Origin of the sequence: Okeania sp. SIO2B3 (assembly GCF_010672525.1) — a bacterium.
Taxonomy (GTDB): Bacteria; Cyanobacteriota; Cyanobacteriia; order Cyanobacteriales; family Microcoleaceae; genus Okeania.
Window position 1 is genome coordinate 205,457 of sequence record NZ_JAAHGH010000004.1, and the last position, 19,580, is coordinate 225,036.

The window sequence follows — 19,580 nt, forward strand, 5'->3', positions numbered from 1 at the left end:
TTTGGAGACCAAACCCCTACAGTTTTTTTTTCACAAATCATTTAGGATTACTAAACTTGAATAAATATCTAGGCAAAATTAATAGTAGAGGATTTCAAGATGAAAAGAGAACACTACACTGAAGTCAAGCTTCCCAATGGGATGAAAATATTTTGTCTGCTCAAAAATGAAGTGAAGTTGGTTTATTCAGAAGTTCAGGATTACATAAAAAATGGGATTGAGTTGCACGAAGGCAATACTGTGTTTGATGTAGGAGCAAATATTGGTTTGTTTACTCTATTGACATATCAACTATGTAATAAAAATGTAAAAGTTTATGCCTTTGAACCTATCCCAGAAATTTTTGAAGTGCTGCAAGCTAATGTGCAACGTTTTGATGCGGAAAAACTGATGGTATTTCCCTATGGACTTTCTCAGGAGTCCAAGAGTGTTACCTTCTTTTACTATCCAAAGGTTACTATCGGATCTACAATGTACCCTCCTTCAAAAGAGGAAATAGATGAGCTTAAGCAGACGCTGATGCAAAATCTCATAAAAAATCTCAACATTGGCTGGACTAGCTGGATTCGTTGGATTCCACCATTTCTACGTCAGCTTATTATCGACAACCAAATAGAAAAAGGTTTTCAAGGAAAACAAGTCACTTGTCAGTTAAGAACATTATCGGAAGTTATACGGGAGCATAATGTTGAGCAGATTGACTTGCTCAAAGTGGATGTGGAGAAAAGCGAGTTAGATGTACTTTTAGGTATTGAGGATCGGGATTGGCAAAAGATTAAACAAGTTGTAGTGGAAGTTCACAATTTAGATTTTAAAATCGAGAAAACTACTTCCCTCCTCAAAGAAAAGGGATTGAGCAAGATTACAGTAGAGCAGAACCCTTTTTTCAACAATAACAGCATTGTATCTTTGTATGCCTTGCGACAGAAGTCTGAAGAAAAATAGGCGTTGGTGAATCAAGCTATAAATTAGAGTGATTGAAAAGTCAAAGTTAATTTTGGGCGTTATGTGTAATTTTCACCAGATGTCTAATAATGACAATAGACCACCATTAAAGTGCACCACCTAAATTTTTAACAAAAAAAATTATTTCTAACTAAAAATAGTAACGGTGCGCAGTAACGCACCGCCAGCTATGATTTATTTGACATCCTCTCCCGTTATAATCTTTGATTTAACGGGAGATTCCCAAACCTCACCAGTATGAAAATTGCTATACATAATAATCTCACCCAAAAAATAATCAGGCTAAAGATTGACGCATCGGAGTACGACCGTAAGGATGTCCCTTATAACTAATTACGATTTGATGAGCTAACCATAAATCTAAACACCGACGCATTAATAGGTAGCGATCGCGCCAAAGCTGATGGCACTTGTCCGTAGATGGGCAGTCAATCACCATTACTACCCTAGACCCAACTAATTCGCGGCTTAACTGACAACTGTCTAAATCTATAGGACTACGAGTCTGAAACCGTTCAATTGCGACAGATTCTATATTATTCATCTAAAAATACTTTGGTAATGTGACGTTCTCCTACATCAAATCAAAGATTATGATGTAGGCTTCCCAACCTCACGGATCGGGCTTTCTGTTTCACAGGGAATGCAACCACTTAACCCTCCGCAGACAGAGACGACAAGACCCACCGCCTTTTTGTACTAAACAATTCTGTACTCCGGAAAGTTCCCTCAAGAGTTTTACCTTTTCACGGGCTGACCGCGAACTTCACTCCTTAAACCTCATACTCGCTATTTGTTTTCATGGTTCTCTCAGGTGCGTACTACCGCTACTCCTGATCTAATCACAATAACGCAAAAAAAAGCACACAATGCAAGAAGTAAGTGGACGCTACGCGGTTTATTTGTTGGTCGGCAATTCCCCGACTGTTAACATTTGTATAACCTAGACTGCAAAGGTCTAAGGCTAGTCAGGTGTTGGCTGGCAAAGACTTCAAGCAGTCTGTCCAAGCCTTTGAACTTTAGTCCTTGGGTTCCTGACTACTATCTTTATTGATTATAAAATAAATATAAAGAACTTTGGGAATAATGTAAAGCAGAAATTTGTGTAATTTATAGTTTTCTTGCTGTCAAAATAGATACCATTTATTCAAACAAAAGTCAAAAATAAAAAGTCAAAAGTTTTTGTTTTACTGATAACTGATACATTTTATTTCGGATAAAATGTTTAAAAGCCAGTAGAGATTAAAGAAAAAAAAGTCTATAGCTGAAATGACAGTTACTCACAATGCACCAGTTTTTGATCGGCGCTATCCTAATATTTTAGATATATTCAGATTGTCCCTATAGGTAAAGCAGTTGAAAGAAAGGTGAGGACAGATCAAAAGCAGAAAATTCAGACCACGCCAGATTTTTCCTTCTGCCTTCTGCCTTCTGCCTTCCGCTATAAAGCAAATATCAATCCAATCATTGGGAGGCCCCGTGTTATCTAGCCTGACAGCAACTAATTCTCGCCGAGCTGAAATAGTCGAAATTGTGTTCCGTAATGGTTGGGGCTATATGAAAACCCTTCTCACAGGGGGCAAAACTGGCGAACCAGATATACCAACACCAGAAGTTCTACGCAATATTCTGGTAGATTTAGGCCCAGTATATGTAAAGCTCGGCCAGCTACTTAGTACCCGTCCAGACTTATTACCAGCAGACTATATAAATACCTTGTCAAGTTTGCAGGCCAATGTACCAGCAGTACCTTGGTCAGAAGTGGAAATCTTAATTCGTCAACAATTATCCCAACCTCTAGAAGAAATATTTAGCGATATTAATACTGAGTGTGTAGCAGCAGGGTCTATCGCTCAAACTTATAAAGCGACCTTAAAAGACGGTACTGAAGTAGCTCTAAAAGTTCAACGTCCAGGTATTGACAGATTTCATTGTATATTCTATTAAATTGTAAAGTAACAAATAAGCACTTGTTTTCAGAGTATTTTCTAATTCAGTCTCTATTTTTTTAGCTTTACTACTTCCTTGACTTTCTGTAATTAATTTTATTTTTCCTTGCTGTAAACTTTGGAGGAAAATAAAATATTTACTTACTTCTTCAGAACGTTGATTAAAATCTTCAAATGATATAGCCATTATTTACCTAATAGTCGATCTCTGGCATATTCAATTCGCCGAGCTACCTTAACCTTGGAACTACTTGCATAACGCTTTGCGTACTCTTTAAATTCCTTTGTATTGAGTAAATCATTTCCTTGATACTGAAGATTATTTTTTTCTCTCAAGGCAAGAGCAATACCCACAGAAAGAGATTCAAATTTAACTCTACTTGTTGTTTTATCCAAATTTTTACCTGAGCGAAAACCATTAGGAAAATGTTTGATCACAAAATCTATCATTGCTTCAAATTCAATTTTCATTTCCTTTAAATTTATTTTTTCATCTTGATTCACATTTCTCAAATACTCATCAAGAAAATTGCCAATTACTATTTTACTTTGAAAATTTTGATAATTATTTAAGAATGCAAAAAAACGTAAGACATATTCTTGAGGTTCACGTCTATCAATAGCAGTTTCAGAAAAAGAGCAAAGGTCTCTAAATGTTGATGATTCTGATAATTATTGTAATAAATTAGTAACTTTTCCAGGTAATATGCCTATACGTTTCTCCATTTCATTTAATTGAACACTACCAGTATTAATTCTTTCAAAAACATCTCTTCGTGTTTCCTCATCTGCTTTTTCTGTTAATTCAATTATCCGAACAGTAGCTCTGTTGAAGCGTCTCTGACGAGAAGGGAGTAAGTCTTCAAATCTAAAATTATTTAGTTGACTTAACTTTTTCAATTCACATAGTTTGAGTTCATTATTAATAAATCTAGTTAGGGTACGAATACGTTGAGTACCATCAATAATTTCTAAACGAGCTTCATCTTCTTCATTTTCCTTATCATTAATATCAGCCACAAATATAGGAGGTATTGGCAATCCTAAAAATACAGACTCAATAAATTTTGACTGATCTTTTTCTTTCCAAATCATCTCTCTTTGATAATCAGGTATAAATAACTCATTAGTATCGTCTTCTATTCCTTCCATATATTTCTGAACAATAACTTCTACTGGATATTCCGTTGTTCGATAATCAACAGCCTTTTGCTTTTCCCTAATCTCAGCTTCAGCAGCTTCTTTTTGTGCGTTAGTTATTTTGGGTTTACTGTTAGTAATTTTCGACTTTGATGGCATATTTTTGTTTTAAGTAGTTTGTTTAAACCTCAAAGTATATTATAACAGTCGAAGGAAAGGTTAGGACAGATAAAAAGCTTAAAACTCAGACAAAATAAGATTTTTCCTTCTCTCCTAGATAACTAAAATCTTCTTCCTTCTGCTATATAACTTCAGAGACTATTCATCAAGTAAATATTTAAGATAATTACAAATAAAAAAGACATATATTCTGTATAAAATATTTGGTATAGTAATCCTAAATAATTCGCGATCATTGTTATTGCTTCGGTTTTTCTCATTCCCTATTCCCTATTCCCTATTCCCTATTCCCTATTCCCTATTCCCTAAAATCTACAATATCTCACAACTCAAATAAGATTGCTATATTTTGATATAACAGTCATTTTTTGTAGTGCTAATTACAAATAATATCCAGTAGAAATTTCACCTATTGACAGGACAGGAATCTACTATTGTTATTCTTTGATATCTATAGCAAGCTAGAATATATGATAGAAATAATTCTAAAATTTAAGCAATAAAGTTATGACAAACCAACAAAACCAAATTACCCAAACTTATGCTCAAGATGATGCCCAACAAATTCTGCAAATTGCCCTAGCACGTCGCTCTGAAGGAGGCGAACTAACAAGAGCACAAGTATTAGAAATTGCTAATGAGATGGGTATTTCTCCAGAAGACTTAGCAGCAGCAGAACAAGAATGGCTTTCCCACCGGAGTGAGTTTCAGGAAAAACAACTTTTTAATCAAGTTCGTCGAGACAAATTAAAGCAAAGTTTGATTAAATATGGCATTGTAAATTCATTTTTATTGTTGCTGAATTTAGTAACTGCTCATACTCTTTCCTGGTCTTTACCAATTTTATTATTGTGGGGATTATGGTTGGCTTTAGATGCCTGGAAAACTTTTCAAATTGAAGGAGAAGAATATGAAAAAGCCTTTCAAAAATGGCGTTTGAAAAAACAATTAGGTCAATCTTTTGGCTCTTTAGCAAATAAAATATTAAAAAATTTACAGTCTTGAAAAGAAATGGATATACTGCCTAAATTATAGATAGGAAAGATAAGGTTTGTTCGATTAATTAAAACCAGGAAAAATCACTCCTAATTCCTTACCTAACAAATAAGCGATCGCTCACTTAAATTAAAGTTTACAGTCTTGAAAATAAATGGAGATACTGCCTAAATTATAGATAGGAAATATCGGGTTTGTTTAATTAATTAAAACCATGGAAAATTACTCCTAATTCCTTACCTAACAAATAAGCGATCGCTCACTTAAATTACTCAAATTATTGAAAAAGCGAACACCTATTATATCAAGTCTGCTAAAGAATAAGGAAGAAGACTTAAAAGCCTGAAAAAAACTTAAATTTTCTGTAGATATTCACCCTAACTTTTACACAAACAATACCAGTGGACATGATATTATTAGTGTGAAAATATTTATTTTAAATAAATTCAAAAACACCATGAGATTTATTAACCCCAAAATTGATTATGCCTTTAAAATAATCTTCAGTTTCGATCAAAGTCAAGATATACTAAGAAGTCTTTTTAACTTCCTTCTTCCTTCTTTCTTCTTCCTTCAAAATAAACAGAAACGATCGCTCACCTCAGTAATTAAGAGAGCGATCGCGACAAATTTCTTACTAATTTTTTGACAAAGTAGCCGATATTAAACTGATGATTTAAGCATCCAAAATAGAAACAGTAACTTCACCAGAATTATCATCTTCATAAACATCAAGAAATAAAGCACTAACTATAATTGCTTCTTTGACTTCCAATGTAATCGTATCATCATATCCATTTAAAGAAGACCATGTAGCTGAAGTTTCAACATTTGTCTTCAAGTTAACAAATTTGCCACCATATATCCAGAGTAAAACAAATGGTTCAGCACCCATACCACTACCATAGCTAAATGATCCACTCTTAATCCGCAAAACATACATACCAGGATCTAAACTTGCAGATGCAGCCTCTTTCTGCAGGTTTTCCATCCATGTTTTGTCTACTAATAAACAATTCTTCTTACTATCAACAGTGAGGTTTTTCATGTTACTATCTTCTTTTTAGTTAGATTAGATGTTAGTTTTTGGCCTGTTTAAAACAGATTCAATTGGGCTTACCTACCACTATGATTACTGGAGTAAGCATCAATCATACTATCACAATACAGCCCATAGAAAAATAATAAATTTAGTTAGTTATACCATTTTAAAAAAATAATGTTACGAATAATAAGTCTGATTAAAAGACACCTGCAGTAGATATTCCTTTGACATAAAAGAGAATTTCCTAGCTCAAAACTGGTATTGGAGCCATTTATCCTGACTCTGTACTCCTCACTCCTGACTCCTAATAAATAGCCTAGTCATTTGTAGCAAACATTTATCAAATTGGTATTAGACATTTATTAAGACTTTTGCCCAAAATTTAGTCCTTCATCTTTGACGTATTACTCCCAATTAGTGAGATAAGCAATGATAATAGCTTCTATAAAAATAAATGATTAAAGCATCCTATTGAATGAAATTCCATAGAAAAAAATAAGACTAAAAGGGTGCATCTCAATATTTGCAAAAATACTTTTTTCCTATATATTCCCTGTTGCCTGTTGCCTAAAAGCGATAATTTTTTGGCTTTATTCAAAATTGAGATGCACCCGACTAAAATCTTTCAATTTTTCGCGCTTCATCTGATAATTTTGCTTCCTTTTGACCAATAATTCTTGCCCTACCATTGAACAAACCAATAGGAGTATCAAACAACTCTACCAATTCTGCTTTACCTGATATTATTTTCATCGTTGTTAGAGGCAACTCTTTTAATAACCATCTACTCAAACGATACACATATTCCTTTGTTTTCAACTCTCCCATTAAATCAACACCATAGAGTTCATGCAAATATTTATTCGACTTTCCATACCTGCGCCATTGACTTTGTAAATCTTTCCAAGTTGAACGATGACGATGTTTAACTACAGCATTTTCTACAAACTTAAACTGATAAGAAGTTTCTCGTAAAATACGCCAACAAATATCAGCATCTCCACCCGTTGTTAAATAAGGACGAAATAATCCTACCTCTACAAAAGCTTGTTTTCTAATCGCTAAATTAGCAGTTTGACCATAAGGACAAAATGAATTAGCTAAAGTATGTTTTTGAGAAAGAGTATCTTGTTTATCAGCATATTTTTCTAATAAACTATCCCCAGGTAAAGCAAGTATTTCTCCCACGACAATACCAATATTAGAGTCAGAAAATGGCTGAATTAAACTTTCTAACCATTGAGGTTGAGGACGACAGTCACCATCAGTAAAAGCAAATATCTCGCTACTAGCAGCACGAATACCAGCATTACGAGCAGCATAAGAACTTTGAATTTTATTTTCAGTAACTAGACAAATTGTAATTTGACTTGACCGTGTTGCTGCTTCAATTACTGACTTACTGCGATCGCCACTATTATTATCCACAAGTAAATACTCTACTTGGTCAGCAGGATAGGTTTGCGACCGCAGACATTCTATCAAGTCTGGCAAGTCTTTCTCACCATTATAAATTGGTACAATTACCGAAACTTTTGTCATGATCGGTTTTTCAATTAATAATTTATATCATGTCCGAATAATTAGACATCTTCAGAAAAGAGGCAACAGGTAACAGGCAACAGGCAACCCACCCCTAGCCCCTCCCCCTCCCAGGAGGGGAATAATTGATAATTTATCGATAATAATTGATTTTATTTTTGATTTTTGGAGATGTCTATTAGTGATCAAAAAACTTTCTCCTTTTCCCGATCTTCTTTCTTGCTTCTTTAACTTCCCTCCTGACTCGGTCCTCCTGACTCGGTCTTCCTGACTCCTTTTTTTTAAAATAAACACAAGCTAGCCAAAATTGCACTAACTGAGTAAAAACATCCCACCACTTGAGTTTCCGACCAACCAGATAATTCTAAATGATGATGAAAAGGAGCCATTTTAAATAAGCGCTTACCTACACCATCTGGTCTTTTTGTTGCCTTGTAATAACCCACTTGAGCAATAACCGAAAGAGTTTCTATTAAAAAAATCACACTAAGAATTAATAATATCCATAAAGTATTAGTTAGTAGAGCAACTGCAGCTAAACTTCCACCCAAAGCTAACGACCCTGTATCACCCATAAATACCTTAGCAGGATTGCGGTTATGAGCAACAAAACCGAGACAACTACCACTCATACAAGCACAAAAAATCATTAACTCCGGAGCAGTAGGAGCTAAATAAGCAGCTAACCCTAAAAAAGCAACTGCTCCCAAACCTCCCATCAAACCATCAACGCCATCCGTAAGATTTGTCGCATTACTTTCTGCGACTAAAACAAAACCTGCCAGAGGCCAAAATAGTAATCCTAAAGATAATTGTAAACCAAATGGTAAAGCAATATTAGTAACCGTACTAGGTTCACTCCATGCTAGCCATCCACAAAATAGCATTGCAAAACCCACCTGCAAAGCCAATTTCATTTTTGGAGATATTCCCTTATTAGACTTACGTTGCAAAATTCTCCAATCATCCAACCAACCAATAAAACCATAAGCTAGAGTCATTGCAGATACTGCCATGACATCTGGATGAAATTTCGATAATAACAGAGCGATCGCTACTCCTACTGGTACAAAAAATATACCTCCCATAGTTGGAGTACCTGCTTTTTGTAGATGTGCTTGGGGGCCATCCTCCCGGATTATTTGTCCAGCTTTTAGTCTTCTCAGCATGGGTATAACCCAATACCCCAAACTTGCAGTTGCTAGACCACATAGAATTAGAGGTAAGCTCAGAGATTCTATACCGATAATTCGATTAGCCATGCTATCTAAAATTAGGGCAAAAGAGCTTAATCCTAAACCCAGACCCAAGAATAAATTTTCTCCCGATAAAGCAATAGATTTGCGAAAAATTAGCTTATTTTGCATAAAAAATCTCCTCCACACACACTTTTTGATACTTTAGGTTTGATTAAATAATTATCAAATTCATCTTTTAAATGAATAGCTTTTTGGTAATTAATTATTAATTATTAATTATTAATAATTAATTGTTGAAAAATATCTATTCACCAGAGTCATCGGCATTTCCTTCTAAAACATCATCATCACTAAAATTGTCATCTACAGCTATCAATTCTGAGATTTCCTCTTCCTCTTCTAGATAATTATCTGATTCTGAAGGATCTCTAGGTAACATTCTGCCTGATGTTTCTAACCAGTCCACTATAGATGAGTCTCGTTGGGTAGGAATTACATCTGCCGGTTCATGACGAGGTATTAGAAGCAGGGAGGGATTGTAAACTAGAACTGGTTGTGACTGAGATTGGTTATTTCTACGACTAATAACTCCTACTGGTTTTTCTACTGCTTGTTCTACCTTTGCCTCCACCATACTTGGTGACACAACCTGTAGTTGTGGGTTTACTGTTTCCTGTACCGTAGTCGGCTGTTGTACTACAGGTTGTGGATTTACTGTTTCCTGTACCGTAGTCGGCTGTTGCACTACAGGTTGTGGATTTACTGTTTCCTGTACCGTAGTCGGCTGTTGCACTACAGGTTGTGGATTTACTGTTTCCTGTACCGTAGTCGGCTTTTGTACTACAGGTTGTGGATTTACTGTTTCCTGTACCGTAGTCGGCTTTTGTACTACAGGTTGTGGATTTACTGTTTCCTGTACCGTAGTCGGCTTTTGTACTACAGGTTGTGGATTTACTGTTTCCTGTACCGTAGTCGGCTTTTGTACTACAGGTTGTGGATTTACTGTTTCCTGTGCCGTAGTCGGCTGTGGCACTACAGGTTGTGGATTTACTGTTTCCTGTACCGTAGTCGGCTGTGGCACTACAGGTTGTGGATTTACTGTTTCCTGTACCGTAGTCGGCTTTTGTACTACAGGTTGTGGATTTACTGTTTCCTGTACCGTAGTCGGCTTTTGTACTACAGGTTGTGGATTTACTGTTTCCTGTACCGTAGTCGGCTGTGGCACTACAGGTTGTGGATTTACTGTTTCCTGTACCGTAGTCGGCTGTTGTACTACAGGTTGTGGATTTACTGTTTCCTGTGCCGTAGTAGGCTGTGGCACTACAGGTTGTGATGGATTGTTTGTTTGTTGTTTTTCTTCCATATATCCTCAGTCAAGGAATTTTAGTAAGTCTATCCTAATATCTTTATATTTACTAATCTCCTCTATCCGGTCTATTGGATTTTAGGGGATTTTGTTTGAAATTTGCCAGCAAATAATATATATAAATGTTTTTCCTGTCCTTTTTTAAGAGATTAGATGAATTTACTTGCATCAAATCTTGAAAAAGTAGTCAGTAGTCAATAAATGAGTGAGAATGCGGTCGATGGAAATGATAACTCCACCAAATCCCATTGGCACCCCCTGTAATATCATGTCCGGAGCATTCCTCATTACACAGGGCAAATCTTCCTATTCTCACTATTATCCCCGCTCCCTAATCTCTTACTTATTTATAAGTATTCAACCGGAAATGATATAAAGTGGGGTATTAAACCCATCCCCACCAGGGAAAAGAGAATTTAAGAGGTTAAGTAAAGAAGCAAGATGGATAATGTTGCACCTAAAGATAATCTAAAATATAAAATTTTTAGATTCATTCAAACAAAGTAAAATCAATCCCAGTCGTAAGCTTATCTAAATTTTTTGCTACTATTAAGGATATCGTTAAAATTGCTTAAAACCCGGATACCCTAAGAATGTTTTTGAAATTTTCTTCTTCTGCAATAAAAGAAAATTGTCAGCTTAGAATCAACGCAGATTGACAATAAACAAGAATTATGATTTATAAATCCAGATTAATAGAGACACTTACAGGCAAAAATCGTGGTTTACTAGCAAATAAATATGACCAACAAGTAATTCTAGCAGCGATCGCTCAAGTAGAAGATGATAATCCTAACCCTTGTCCCTTTGAAGCAAAAGAACTATTAAATGGCAATTGGCGATTACTTTATACTACCAGTCAAGAATTACTACGCATTGATAGTTTTCCTTTCCTGAAACTAGGAGAGATTTATCAATGTATCCGAGTCCAAGATACAGCAGTCTATAATATTGCTGAAGTATCCGGTTTGCCTTTTTTAGAAGGAATAGTTAGTGTTGTTGCTCAGTTTGAAGCTGTGTCCGAAAAGCGAGTAAATGTTAAATTTAATCGTTCAATTTTAGGTTTACAGAGTTTAATAGGTTATCAATCACCTAATAAATTAATTGCCGAAATAGAATCAGGAAAAAAATTTACTGCTGTTGATTTTAATATACAAAACCGAGAACAAAAGGGATGGTTAGATATTACATATTTAGATGAAGATTTACGCATTGGAAGAGGCAATCAAGGCAATGTATTTGTACTAACTAAAGTTTAAGGTAATATACTAACTAATTTTTGTTAATTATGAATAATACAGTGCAAATACCTAACAATTATTTTTACTTTATTGATAATTTATTAATCATTTTTAATAATCAAGTCTACTAGAAATTATGTCAAGAAGAAAAGCATTCTAAAATAGTCTCTAAAATTATTTTTCTGCCTCTTAATACCAATCATCAAAAAGAATGCTATGAACAGGAAATTGGCAAATTATGTAGATCGAGAGTTTCTCCAATCTTAATTTGTTACTTAATCTCTATTATTAGTTTCTTTTTTTTCTTTCTTCTCTCTTCTCTCTTCTCTCTTGTTAACCTTGACTATTTTGCCATTACTCGCTCAAACTGGTAAGAGTTATTGTTGCGAATAAAGGTATATTGAAACATAATTAATTAGAACTCTTCTAATAGAGAACTTAAGCGCTGCAATAAAGGATCTGCATCCGTTTTTGATTCTTGAACAGATAAATCTTCTTCTGTTGTTTTAGTAGGAGTTAATTCTTCTGACTCTTCTTGAGCTGATTTAGTAATAGGTATTTCTATCTGTGACAACTCTGTCTTGAAAGTCTCCATAACTTCGATTAATTTAGCATCTAAATTCACTTGGATTTGAGTCAACTGTTGATGCAATTGATTCAAGTGTTTTTTCAACTCATTTTCATTATATTGAACTGTGTTATTAGGTGTCTTCAATTCTTCAGAAACCAATTTTGTTTCTAACTCAGAAAAATGTTTTGTAAGCTTCTCATAAATGCGGTGTTCTAACCGTTGTAAATTTGACGCAGATTGAGCTAATTCTGTCGATGATGAAGATACATCCAAAAATTGCCATAGAGCTTGTTTACAAAGATTGCTAAAAGTTCGATATTTGTGAGAATTTAACTCTTTTTCTATAGCTGCCAATAATTGCCTATCTGCTGCCTCTTCGGTAAAAAAGACGTCTTTTTTCTGATTTTTTTCCCAAAGCATCAGGTAATATTTATGTTAATTTAACACGGGGACAGAGAAAATTTATTTTCTACTGTACCCCCGTTATTTTTTACTTCCAGACCTAGAAAAACTACACAGGAACTCAGTGCTATACTCAATTATCAACTGGATTTTAGCACCTGGGGCCATGTAAAATTGCTTAGATTGTACAACCTCAAATATGTTTGTAATGTTAACTAGCTATCAGCTATCAGCCTAAAAAGGCAGTGCATAGATAATGGTATCTGTTTGCGGAGCATTCCGGAACGTCCAAGCTTGGGTTGCTCATCCCCTTAACGCAAAGCTGTTTGCGTAGCATGACCTAGGAAACGCTGATTGCTGAAATGCTGTTTGCGGAGCATTCCGTCAGAAAATGCTTTTTAAAACTTATCTAGATATTGCTAGTTGAGCCTCTCCATAAATATATTGTCCCAGAGCATTTGCTTCTCTAGGTGGTTGAGCTAAATGAGCATTGAGACCTGCCTCCTGTAATAATTTTTCCAAATCTTCCTGGAAAAATTCTGCACCACCGCCAGTCATAACAACATCTGTCACCCTTTCTGGTAGCCACTTAATCAAACGGTCACAGAGTTTAGCAGCAAAAACCTTACGCAACTCAGGGACCACACCATCAAGATTAATAGGCTTTGTCGCTCCTTTGGGACGATAGGAACGCTGGCCTTCTGGTTTATGGACTGCTTCTAGCAAATACAAAGACTGAGCATCTGCTCCCTCAATCTTAGAAGCAACATCTTCATAAAATTGGCTCATGGCAAAAGGTTCACTCTTAGAAGCAGCTCTAGCAAACCGAAAACGGTCTACCATTAAGAAGTCTGTAGTTTGATGGCCAATATCAACAACAGCAAGAGATAGTTTGGGTAACTCTGGCTGAAATTCCTTGCCATTGTTAGCTTCACACCATAGCAAGCTACCATATCCCTCTGGCATGACCCAAACCTTATTAATTCTAATTTCGATAGGTTCGCTACCTCGATAAGACATTTTATGAGGACATTGTAATTGACTAACAATCTGTTCCTTTTCCTTTTCAAATTGCTCTTGGGAATAAAATGGTAAACCCATCACAACTGAAAATTCGCCCTTGAGCTGAAAATAACCAGCACAGGCCAAAATTTTAATGAGAGCATCCTCGACTTTGGACTTGGCAAAAGAGCGTTCATCACCGAATAGATTGGCCCCGAAATCAGCAGCCAACTGACCTACAGCATATCCAGAGCCTTGATATTCTAGCCACATATCTAATAGTGGGTCTGTAGGTTTAGACTCAAAATTACCCGATCTGACTTGTTCTAAACTTAATTGTTTGACATTAGCTGGAATAAAAACTACACCATTTGGAGTCCGACTAACACAAGCTTTACTAGCTGTCCGTCCTAAGTCCACACTAAGGATTGTTTTTTGACCGACACTAGGTGGTTTCTGGGTCAGCATTGCTGCTGCTGCTGGCTTTTTAATAACCATTAGGCTGTATTACCTCACTAAACTTTTAAATCAAAATACTGCCGTTGTTAAAAATCCTAAGTTTATAAATGAATTAAGACCTACGGCATTAAGCGAATAAAATCGCTGAATAAAATTAACATAGAAGGTAGAGGTACAGTACCTTCAGAATTTCCATGTCAAGATGGAGAATACACACTCTGTACTTTTACACCTTCACTTCTGTAGTAGGGGGAGATTCCCATATCAGGTGTGAGACCTTCTTCTATATGAAAAGTGGAGATTTTCAGACTTCCTCCAGATAGCTTTTTGGTCAAACCTGTTCTTTTGAGCCGAGGACATATAGCTAACTAAATATAATATTAGATATTAGTCCGATCAAAATTATGATTAAAGCTTCGTTTCACGAAGCTCCCTTCATTAATTAAACAAGTTAATGACACTTTGCAGGAATTGTTATAAGAATTTCTAAGTTAATTAAAATAACTTTCCATGAACTTAGCATCTTAAGTTAAAAATATTTAGCACATACAAAAGAAAAGGAAGAGGAAAAAAGTTGATTTTTTGACCGTGCCTCACTTCACTTCTTAGGTTAGTGAAACCTCTAGGGAACTAGAGTAATCCCCTACTTCTGACAAAATGACTTAATTCATTTAGGGATTTAATAGGGATTTAACCTTAAATTAATACTTCCTTCTTAATATTCTTGATAATACCCTTCACTTATTTTCTCATCAAAACAGAGAATTTCAGTATTCTCTACTCAATATATATGTTGCTAACCCTAGCCTCAGATTACTTACATTGGGGATAACTCTACAGGAATTTCTAGTCCCCTAATTTTTTTGTTTCAATGCCAGGAGATTTGTTCTGGAAGTCCAAGTAGTTGCCCTAATGTCTATTGTTAAGTTACATTTAGTTAAGATTATGAGTATTTTTTGGTCGCTGGACTAGCGGTGTCAGTGCCAGTAGCTCATGGGGAAACCACGGCAGTTGCTCCACTTGGGGAGACCCCAAGACCGCACTGCCTCCCCAATACCACCCTGGCTTATCTGTGGAGCAAACCTTTAGACCTGAAAAGCAGGTGCATTCTTAGCCTTTGCCTAACATTCAGTAGGAAAGCTCCTCTGGAAGAGGCCGCAGAAACCCAAATAGTAATACTTGGGACTCTCCGCCTTTAATCAAACTAGGTGGGTAAAGATGTCAAGAGTGTAAAAAATCACACTATCTATTTCAATTCAATTTTACTAAAAGAGGCCAATAATTTATGAAAATTTCTTGGAGAACAATTGTACTTTGGAGTTTACCAGCTCTAGTCATCGGTTTTTTTGTCTGGCAAGGAGCATTTTCCCCAACAGTAGCAAACATGGGTAGCAATACCGCCAGTACCCGAATGAGCTATGGTCGATTCTTGGACTACTTACAAGCAGAGCGAGTGACAAGCGTAGACCTTTATGAGGGTGGCCGTACAGCTATTGTTGAAGCAGTCGATCCAGAACTAGATAATCGGGTCCAACGACTAAGAGTAGATTTACCAGCTAATTCCCCAGACCTAATTTCTCGTCTACGAGAGGCAAATATCAGTTTTGACAGTCATCCCCCACGCAATGAAGGAGCAATATGGGGCCTATTAGGAAATTTGATTTTCCCAGTTTTGTTGATTGTCGGTCTGTTTTTCCTCTTCCGTCGCTCCAGTAATGTTCCTGGTGGCCCTGGACAAGCAATGAATTTTGGTAAGTCTAAGGCCCGCTTCTCCATGGAGGCGAAGACAGGTGTACTGTTTGATGATGTGGCTGGAGTTGATGAGGCCAAAGAAGAGTTACAAGAAGTTGTGACTTTCCTCAAAAAACCAGAAAGATTTACTGCTGTAGGAGCGCGTATTCCTAAAGGTGTATTGTTAGTTGGCCCTCCGGGAACTGGTAAAACTTTGTTGGCCAAGGCGATCGCTGGTGAAGCTGGAGTTCCATTTTTCAGTATTTCTGGTTCGGAATTTGTGGAAATGTTTGTGGGTGTGGGTGCTTCCCGCGTTCGCGACTTATTCAAAAAAGCTAAGGAAAATGCTCCCTGTATTATCTTTATTGATGAAATTGATGCGGTAGGTAGACAACGTGGTGCTGGTATCGGTGGTGGTAATGATGAAAGGGAACAAACTCTTAACCAGTTGTTGACAGAAATGGATGGTTTTGAGGGTAATACTGGTATCATTATTATTGCTGCTACTAACCGCCCTGATGTATTAGACTCTGCATTATTACGTCCAGGTAGGTTTGACCGTCAAGTTGGTGTTGATGCTCCAGACATTAAAGGTCGTTTGTCCATTCTGGAAGTTCACGCTCGCAACAAAAAGATCAGTGAAGAAGTATCTCTAGATGCGATCGCTCGTCGTACTCCTGGTTTTACAGGTGCAGATTTGGCTAACTTGTTGAATGAAGCTGCAATTCTCACTGCTCGTCGTCGTAAAGAAGCAATTACTATGCCGGAAATTGATGATGCTGTAGACCGGGTGGTCGCAGGTATGGAAGGAACTCCACTCATGGATGGTAAGAGCAAGCGATTAATTGGTTATCACGAAATTGGTCATGCGATAGTTGGTACTTTGATTAAAGACCATGACCCGGTGCAAAAAGTTACTTTGATTCCCCGTGGTCAAGCTCGTGGTCTCACCTGGTTTATGCCCAGTGAAGACCAAGGTTTAATCTCCAGGTCACAAATTTTGGCTCGTATTACTGGTGCTCTTGGTGGTCGCGCTGCTGAGAAAGTTATTTTTGGTGATGCTGAGGTGACAACTGGTGCTGGTAATGACCTCCAACAGGTTACAGGGATGGCACGTCAAATGGTGACTCGTTATGGTATGTCCGATCTAGGTCCGATGTCTCTGGAAACTCAACAAAGTGAGGTATTTTTGGGCCGCGACCTAATGACTCGTTCAGAATATTCCGATGAGATCGCTTCTCGTATTGACGATCAAGTTCGTACTATTGTTGAACACTGTTATGAACACGCTTGTAATATAATGCGTGAGCACCGGGTTGTTATAGATCGTTTAGTCGATCTGCTGGTTGAGAAAGAAACTATTGATGGTGATGAGTTCCGACAAATTGTGGCTGAGTACACTAATGTTCCAGAAAAAGAAACTTATGTTCCAATTATGTAATTGAGGTTTTACACTTCAATTAATTTAGTAGGTTGATGATGATACAGCAGATTCGGTAGTATATGAGGTACAAATATTAACGAGCAAGTGCGGGCTTCTTGCCCGTCATAGTAGTCATGGTAGTGCGGGTATCTTGCCCGCCACAAATGTACCTCACTGATTATGAAATATGCTGTATATTACCTGATTTACTAATAGTTTAAGTGCGAAATATAGAGTCTAAGAAAAGAACTGAAAGTTAAGTAACTTTTGTACTTAATTTTTGGTTCTTTTAAGATAGCAGAAGGAAGAAGGAAGAAGGAAGAAGGAAGAAGGAAGAAGGAAGAAGGAAGAAGGAAGAAGAAGGCTTTATATCAAATCCGTTTAATTAGGTATAAAAATATTGTCCATCTTCACCATTACCGAATAATTAATGTTTAAAGCCTCTCCTTTAAAGGAGAAAAGTGGTCGTTTTGCTGGCGCACAACGCACGTTAACGGCTGTCGCCGACATGAATGCGAGCGCATTCCGCACCGAAAAGCGGGCGTTGTCTGAGTTTTAAGCTTTTTATCTGTCCGCGCCCTTTCCTTCGACTGCTATATGAAATAGAATTTTAATGCTATAGTTTTAAATAGCAAAAATTTGGGTATTTAATATAAATATTGAACCCAAAATCAAAATATTTTCCTTCTTTCTGATTCTTTTTGACTTCTAAAAAATATGACAATTTCAACAGAATATCAACAACGACGCGAACAATTAATGGCAAAAATTGGCAATGGTACAGCTATATTTAGAAGTGCGCCAATGGCTGTCATGCACAATGATGTAGAATATGCGTATCGTCAAGATAGTGATTTTTTTTATTTAACAGGTTTTAATGAACCGGAGGCAGTAGCAGTTATTGCACCACACCATGAAGAACATAAATTTATTTTGTTTGTCCGACCAAAAGACCCGGAAAAAGAAACTTGGAGTGGTTATCGCACTGGTGTGGAAGCTGCTAAGGAATTATATGGTGCTGATGAGACTTTTCCTATTAATGAATTGAATGAAAAATTGCCTGGATATTTGAAAAAGGCAGATAAAATTTACTATCGTTTGGGACGCGATCGCCACTTTAATGATACAATTCTTCGACATTGGCAAAATTTGATTCGGGTCTATCCGAGAACTGGTACAGGACCGATCGCTATTCAAGATGTGGGGACAGTTTTGCATCCGATGCGTCTGGTTAAAAGTACTGCGGAATTAGAACAAATGCGCAAAGCTGCTGATATTGCTGTTGATGCTCATAATTATGCCATGAAGTTTGCCAAAGCGGGGCAGTTTGAATATCAAGTTCAAGCTGAAATAGAGTATATTTTTTCTCGTAATGGAGCGACTCCAGCTTATCCTTCTATTGTTGCTTCTGGTGCTAATTCTTGCATTCTTCATTACATAGAAAATAATCGGCAAATGCAAGAAAATGATTTGCTGTTAATTGATGCTGGTTGTGCTTACAATTATTATAATTCTGATATTACTAGAACTTTTCCTATTAGTGGTAAGTTTACACCGGAACAAAAGATTATTTATGAGTTGGTTTTAAGAGCGCAACAAGCAGCAATTTCTGAAGTAAAACCAGGAAATCCTTATAAACAATCTCACGATACAGCAGTACGAGTTTTAGTGGAAGGATTGATGGATTTAGGAATGTTAAAAGGTGATATTGAGGAAATAATTAAAGAGGAAAAATATAAGCCTTTTTATATGCACAAAACCGGACATTGGTTGGGTTTGGATGTACATGATGTGGGTGTTTATCAGTGGGGAGAAAATCCTCAAAATTTACAACCGGGGCAAGTTTTAACTGTGGAACCTGGTATTTATATAGGTCCGAATATTAAACCAGTTGAAGGGCAACCAGAAGTAGATGAACGTTGGCGTGGAATTGGAGTGAGAATTGAGGATGATGTTTTAGTTACCGCAGAAGGAAATGAAGTATTAACTGCGGGAGTTCCAAAATTAGTTGAGGAATTAGAAGATTAAATTTGTCTTCTTTTACTTAATAGACATCTCCTCCAAAAGAGGGAATAGGGAACCCACCCCTCGCCCCTCCCCCTCCCAGGAGGGGAGTAATTGATAATTTATGTACGATAATTGATTTGATTTTTTATTTTTGGAGATGTCTAATAGACATCTCCAGAAAAGAGGGAGTAGTAGAGACATTGTATGCAACGTCTCTACAGAGTAGGCGGAAATAATTAATGATTTATGTACGAGAATTAATTTGATTTTTTATTCTTGGAGATTTCTAGTGAAAAAAGAGTCAATTAATATCATGTCCGTTTGAATAGTTATAAATAATAAGGGAAGAGTCAGGAGTCAG

Annotated in this window: 16 protein-coding genes and 1 pseudogene; 7 read left to right on the forward strand and 10 right to left on the reverse strand. The window is 36.5% G+C overall.

The genetic code is table 11. The features are described from left to right. Positions 1 to 99 precede the first annotated feature (99 nt). A complete protein-coding gene (locus F6K15_RS05060) occupies positions 100 to 945 on the forward strand; it encodes an FkbM family methyltransferase (protein WP_293057879.1) in 846 nt (281 codons plus the stop codon). A 298-nt stretch (positions 946 to 1,243) separates the two neighbouring features. Here F6K15_RS05060 and F6K15_RS05065 read toward each other — a convergent pair whose 3' ends face one another. Then, positions 1,244 to 1,510 carry a hypothetical protein gene (locus F6K15_RS05065; protein WP_293057881.1) on the reverse strand — a complete coding sequence of 89 codons (267 nt, stop codon included), beginning with the start codon at positions 1,508 to 1,510 and terminating at the stop codon, positions 1,244 to 1,246. A gap of 935 nt (positions 1,511 to 2,445) precedes the next feature. On the opposite strand from F6K15_RS05065, the pseudogene F6K15_RS05070 reads away from it, so the two are divergent. Continuing rightward, positions 2,446 to 2,889: pseudogene (locus F6K15_RS05070) on the forward strand (AarF/UbiB family protein); the annotation flags it as partial. On the opposite strand, the gene F6K15_RS05075 reads toward F6K15_RS05070, so the two are convergent. The 3 genes from F6K15_RS05075 to F6K15_RS05085 form a co-directional block, all read right to left on the reverse strand. Next, a complete protein-coding gene (locus F6K15_RS05075) occupies positions 2,863 to 3,102 on the reverse strand; it encodes an MAE_28990/MAE_18760 family HEPN-like nuclease (RefSeq protein WP_293057883.1) in 240 nt (79 codons plus the stop codon). The pseudogene F6K15_RS05070 and the gene F6K15_RS05075 sit on opposite strands and share 27 nt — an antisense overlap. Continuing rightward, a complete protein-coding gene (locus tag F6K15_RS05080) occupies positions 3,102 to 3,386 on the reverse strand; it encodes a hypothetical protein (RefSeq protein ID WP_293057885.1) in 285 nt (94 codons plus the stop codon). The genes F6K15_RS05075 and F6K15_RS05080 overlap by 1 nt, the downstream gene beginning before the upstream one ends. A 201-nt stretch (positions 3,387 to 3,587) precedes the next feature. After that, positions 3,588 to 4,214, reverse strand: coding sequence for a DUF262 domain-containing protein (locus F6K15_RS05085; protein WP_293057887.1), 627 nt, complete (start codon positions 4,212 to 4,214; stop codon positions 3,588 to 3,590). 528 nt (positions 4,215 to 4,742) lie between these two features. Between F6K15_RS05085 and F6K15_RS05090 the strand changes: the two genes are divergently transcribed. Further along, the gene (locus F6K15_RS05090; RefSeq protein ID WP_293057889.1) at positions 4,743 to 5,240 is read left to right on the forward strand and encodes a 2TM domain-containing protein; all 498 of its coding nucleotides are present in this window, start codon (positions 4,743 to 4,745) and stop codon (positions 5,238 to 5,240) included. 667 nt (positions 5,241 to 5,907) lie between these two features. On the opposite strand, the gene F6K15_RS05100 is transcribed toward F6K15_RS05090, so the two are convergent. From F6K15_RS05100 to F6K15_RS05115, 4 genes are all read right to left on the reverse strand, one after another. Next, entirely contained in the window at positions 5,908 to 6,279 is a 372-nt protein-coding gene (locus F6K15_RS05100) for a hypothetical protein (RefSeq protein ID WP_287524997.1), read from the reverse strand. Between the two features lie 612 nt (positions 6,280 to 6,891). Further along, positions 6,892 to 7,818, reverse strand: coding sequence for a glycosyltransferase family 2 protein (locus F6K15_RS05105; RefSeq protein WP_293057896.1), 927 nt, complete (start codon positions 7,816 to 7,818; stop codon positions 6,892 to 6,894). 281 nt (positions 7,819 to 8,099) lie between these two features. Beyond that, positions 8,100 to 9,185, reverse strand: a complete 1,086-nt coding sequence (gene mraY, locus F6K15_RS05110) for a phospho-N-acetylmuramoyl-pentapeptide-transferase (protein WP_293057898.1) — start codon at positions 9,183 to 9,185, stop codon at positions 8,100 to 8,102. A gap of 136 nt (positions 9,186 to 9,321) precedes the next feature. Further along, positions 9,322 to 10,380, reverse strand: coding sequence for a DUF3134 domain-containing protein (locus tag F6K15_RS05115; protein WP_293057900.1), 1,059 nt, complete (start codon positions 10,378 to 10,380; stop codon positions 9,322 to 9,324). 677 nt (positions 10,381 to 11,057) lie between these two features. On the opposite strand from F6K15_RS05115, the gene F6K15_RS05120 reads away from it, so the two are divergent. Beyond that, on the forward strand, positions 11,058 to 11,642 hold the full coding sequence (locus F6K15_RS05120; RefSeq protein WP_293057902.1) for a PAP/fibrillin family protein: 585 nt from the start codon (positions 11,058 to 11,060) through the stop codon (positions 11,640 to 11,642). Between the two features lie 397 nt (positions 11,643 to 12,039). Here the strand turns inward: F6K15_RS05120 and F6K15_RS05125 are convergent, their stop codons facing one another. Together F6K15_RS05125 and F6K15_RS05130 are read right to left on the reverse strand one after the other, a co-directional pair. Then, positions 12,040 to 12,615, reverse strand: coding sequence for a hypothetical protein (locus tag F6K15_RS05125; protein ID WP_293057904.1), 576 nt, complete (start codon positions 12,613 to 12,615; stop codon positions 12,040 to 12,042). Between the two features lie 387 nt (positions 12,616 to 13,002). Next, positions 13,003 to 14,097 (reverse strand): ParM/StbA family protein, encoded by a 1,095-nt coding sequence (locus tag F6K15_RS05130; RefSeq protein ID WP_293057906.1) that lies wholly within the window; start codon positions 14,095 to 14,097, stop codon positions 13,003 to 13,005. A gap of 1,246 nt (positions 14,098 to 15,343) precedes the next feature. Here F6K15_RS05130 and ftsH2 point away from each other — a divergent pair. From ftsH2 to F6K15_RS05145, 3 genes are all read left to right on the forward strand, one after another. After that, a complete protein-coding gene (ftsH2, locus tag F6K15_RS05135) occupies positions 15,344 to 17,230 on the forward strand; it encodes an ATP-dependent zinc metalloprotease FtsH2 (RefSeq protein WP_293057908.1) in 1,887 nt (628 codons plus the stop codon). Positions 17,231 to 17,479: 249 nt separating this feature from the next. Then, on the forward strand, positions 17,480 to 17,650 hold the full coding sequence (locus F6K15_RS05140; RefSeq protein WP_293057910.1) for a hypothetical protein: 171 nt from the start codon (positions 17,480 to 17,482) through the stop codon (positions 17,648 to 17,650). 279 nt (positions 17,651 to 17,929) lie between these two features. Further along, positions 17,930 to 19,240, forward strand: coding sequence for an aminopeptidase P N-terminal domain-containing protein (locus F6K15_RS05145; RefSeq protein ID WP_293057912.1), 1,311 nt, complete (start codon positions 17,930 to 17,932; stop codon positions 19,238 to 19,240). Positions 19,241 to 19,580: the final 340 nt, after the last annotated feature.